The 724-nt window shown below is 61.2% G+C and carries 1 protein-coding gene; it reads right to left on the minus strand.

Features of this window, described 5'->3' with window-relative positions; all coding sequences use genetic code 11:
* Positions 1-84: 84 nt before the first annotated feature.
* The coding region (locus I9P22_RS24335; RefSeq protein WP_199262801.1) for an ABC transporter ATP-binding protein at positions 85-724 on the minus strand (640 nt) is incomplete at its 5' end.

The following is a 724-nucleotide window of genomic DNA, read 5'->3' on the forward strand; positions in this document are numbered from 1 at the left end:
ACCCGCTATGACCGATGCCCCAAGGTCTTCCTCTCAGCCATCGCCCTCGCGGCTCTCGTCATCTATTGGTTATGAATCCTGACCCTAGTTGGCCGCAATCTTTTCCTCCCGAAGTGATTTCCAGATCTGCGTGCGCAGGTGGACGAAGGACTCGGTGTCCATGACGTCCTCGATCCGTTCGAGATCATCCCATTTCTCGCTGGTGCGGATGGATTTCACGTCGATGACTTCCTTGATCCGGCCCGGCCGCCGGGTCATGATCGCCACCCGATCGGCCAGATAGACGGCCTCTTCCACGCCATAGGTGATGAACAGCACGGTGCGGGGCTGCACCCGCGCCAGGCGCACCAGTTCCTCTTGCATGACCACGCGCGTCTGCGCATCCAGCGCCCCGAAGGGCTCGTCCATCAGCAGCACCGCCGGGTCCAGCACACAGGCCCGCGCGATCGCCACCCGCTGCTGCATCCCACCCGAGAGCTGATGCGGAAAGGCGGTCGCGTGGCTTTCCAGGCCCATCAGCGACAGCGCGCCTTGCACCAGGCCCTTGCGTTCGGCCTTGGGGACATTCTTGTTGCGCAGGCCGAACTCGATGTTCTCCGCGACGGTCTTCCAGGGAAACAGCGCGAATTGCTGAAAGACTAGGTTGTGTTGACAAAAAGGATTCCCCTGCGCGTCTGGCTGTGATTCAAGATCATCTCTACGTGGGAGGTGACCTTGGCACGCA

Origin of the sequence: Paracoccus binzhouensis, from assembly GCF_016446475.1 — a bacterium.
GTDB classification, from domain to species: domain Bacteria; phylum Pseudomonadota; class Alphaproteobacteria; order Rhodobacterales; family Rhodobacteraceae; genus Paracoccus; species Paracoccus binzhouensis.